Origin of the sequence: Gordonia sp. SGD-V-85 (assembly GCF_001456905.1) — a bacterium.
In the GTDB taxonomy this organism is placed as follows: Bacteria; Actinomycetota; Actinomycetes; order Mycobacteriales; family Mycobacteriaceae; genus Gordonia; species Gordonia hongkongensis.
On the sequence record NZ_LNQO01000050.1, the window covers coordinates 1 to 2,666 of the forward strand.

The window sequence follows — 2,666 nt, forward strand, 5'->3', positions numbered from 1 at the left end:
GGGAACCGCGCCCTGCCGCCACGTCTCGACGACGGCGTCAGTGACCGTCGCCTCCTCGGGCGGTAGCCACAGACCCGTGCCCGCCGCCGTGCGCAACAGTTCGGGGTTACCCGACCCGCGGAGCCGCAGCTCGATGTCGCAGTCGTTGCCCGACGCGTCCACCCACCACGAGAGAAGCCCGAGCGTCGACGACGCCCGATGCTCCGCGAGCAGCGCCGAAACAACCGACGTGCCAACGCCTCCCGCTGTCCCGCACACGACGACGGCCCGCTCGGCCCAGGCCTGCGGGTCGTCGTCGCGTGGGGTGGTCGGGTTGGTCATGTGGATTCAGGGGACGAGCATGTGAAATACGAGAAGAGCACCCGTCGGCGTGCGGACCGGGTTGTTGATGGCAGATGTCGTGATTCCGATCGTTGCCGGACCCGGGCCAGTCGGAACGTCCCACACCTTCGTCTCACCCCGACGCGTCCCGAAGGTCACTGTTGTCCATTTGTCGAGTGCATAGCCACGAAGACTCGTGTATCGGGTTTGAAAGAGTACTCGGCACTTCGGATTCCGCTTCCAGGTCGCGCCTTCTCCGCCGAACCCTGCGGACCGTGCTGTCACCCTGACCACGCCGCGTTTGTTCGGCGGCGTCTTTACCGTGACGTTGACGTTGCCGCGGCAGAAAGAATGGTCCCCCATGGTTCCCAGGTTGTTGCCGTAGAGCGCGATGTTCGGGATTGGCGCCGCGGTCGCCTGGCCAACGCCGGTCACCGTAGTCACCGCGGCGAATGCGGCCAACATGACTCCAATTACCAATTTCTTCATATTTATTCCCCGCAATTTCTGACCCGCAGGTCTACTCGAACTTTTCGAGATCACACACACGCGATTCATACTTGTAGGCGTGAGCCCCGCCGGAATCGGCGGACAATTCCCAGCCGATCCTGCCTAAGGGACAAGCATGTAGATCGTAGATCCGTAACCGGACGGTACCCGGATTGGACTGTTAGCGGCCACCGCCGTAATACCTAGACTTACCGGACCCGAACCTGAAGGGATTTCCCAGGTCTTTGTCTCGCCGGACCGGGTCCCGAACGAGACAGTAACGAACTTCTCGAGATTGATTCCGCGAACACTGTTGTAGACGTTCCACCGGAGCACACGACACTTGGGATTGCGTTTCCAGCTCGCACCCTGGCCCGTAAATCCGTGCGACCGCGCGGTGACACGGACGACGCCGCGCTTCTTCGGCGCCGAGTCCGCGGTGACGTTAATGGCGCCGCGGCAATACGAATGGTCACCGAACGTCCCGAAGTTGTAACCGGTGAAAGTCACTTGAGGAATCGGAGCCGCGGACGCCTGACCGACGCCCGACAAGGCGCTGGCAAGTGCTAGGACCGTGGCGCCCACGCACAGAACTGCTCTCTTCATACGTGTCATCCTCGCAATAAGGGAAGGCGGCCACACAGGTGGCGTCGCTGCTCCAATTGATCGGTATGGTCCTGGTAACAGGTCAGATCACGAGACCCGACTCTGAGCTAGGGCACCAGCATGTAATACGACAGACCGAGTGATTGCCGTAGACGGATCGGATTGTTGCGTGCGTACGACGACAACTGAAGTTCGACCACACCGGATCCCGTCCTGATGTCGCGAACCACCTTCTGCCCACGTTTCGGACCGAAATCCGCGTTGAAGAAACTCCATTGCGCGTAACCGATCGCGCTGGTGTGCACCGCACCAATCAACAGTTTGCACACCGGATTACGCTTCCAGCTCGGACCCTGCCCGCTAAACCCATACGATGTAAGCCCGACCCGGACGAAGCCGGGTTTCCTCGGAGCCGCAGTGAGACTAACGCGGAGTTCGCCATTGCAGAATGAGTGATTTCCCACTGTCGCAAATCGGTCACCATTGATCGAGATTCTCTGCAGTTCGGGTGCTGCGGCACCTTCACCCGATCCAGTGATCAATCCGGCGAGCACGGCGGCAATCGTGGCCAACACAACCACCAGTCGTTTTGACATCAGTACTCAACTCACTCTCGTTAGCGTTCGGCTGCATCTGCGCCGGTGTCTTCGGACGGCCAGGCGATGTCGCTGCCCGGAATCGCGGTCCTTAAGCTCTCTGCGTGCCCTCGCGTCCAATCACGGACCGATTTCTCGACGTGTGGACCGAAAACGGCGTAGGGCGATCGGGCTTGACCGCCTGACCAGCCGAAGGTGGAGGTCCCAACCTTCGCGTCTACGTCGCCGCGGTGATTGACCACGTAGTCGACAGCAGGCAGTCCCGAGCGCCGCGCCTGCTCTGATGTCAAGTGGAACTCGAATTGGTTCGGCCCGTCAGCGTCAGGCAGCGCATGACGTGGACCGTTCTGACGCCACGGCTCATCCGGGTTCGCGCCAGGGTCACCGGCGCCCAGCGCATAGGCCAGGAGACCACCCGTCGTACCGCCAATGGCCGCGCCAACCGCAGCACCCGCGGCTCCAGCTCCCACGCCACCGACCGCGGCGCCGATCCCAGCACCTGCAATTCCTTGTCCGCCTAGACTTGTCCCGATAGTGGCCCCAGTGATGGCACCTACTCCCGCGCCCACAACCGCCGACGGAATACCAAGCGCGACAGCCCCAGCCGTACCACCAGCCATAACACCGATGATCGTCGCAGCAGCACGACGAGTC

Annotated in this window: 2 protein-coding genes and 2 pseudogenes; all 4 read right to left on the reverse strand. The window is 61.9% G+C overall.

Annotated features, from left to right (window positions below; genetic code table 11):
* Positions 1-321: pseudogene (locus AS181_RS24350) on the reverse strand (hypothetical protein); the annotation flags it as partial.
* A gap of 6 nt (positions 322-327) precedes the next feature.
* Positions 328-810, reverse strand: coding sequence for an enoyl-CoA hydratase (locus tag AS181_RS24835; protein ID WP_078111746.1), 483 nt, complete (start codon positions 808-810; stop codon positions 328-330).
* A gap of 713 nt (positions 811-1,523) precedes the next feature.
* Positions 1,524-2,012: an enoyl-CoA hydratase gene (locus AS181_RS25090; RefSeq protein ID WP_139114285.1), complete on the reverse strand. Its 489-nt coding sequence runs from the start codon at positions 2,010-2,012 to the stop codon at positions 1,524-1,526.
* Between the two features lie 20 nt (positions 2,013-2,032).
* Positions 2,033-2,666: pseudogene (locus AS181_RS25580) on the reverse strand (hypothetical protein); the annotation flags it as partial.

Coding starts and splice junctions, on each gene's coding strand:
- AS181_RS25090 (WP_139114285.1), bottom strand. CDS start 2,012: ATGTCAAAACGACTGGTGGTTGTGTTGGCCACGATTGCCGCCGTGCTC.
- AS181_RS24835 (WP_078111746.1), bottom strand. CDS start 810: ATGAAGAAATTGGTAATTGGAGTCATGTTGGCCGCATTCGCCGCGGTG.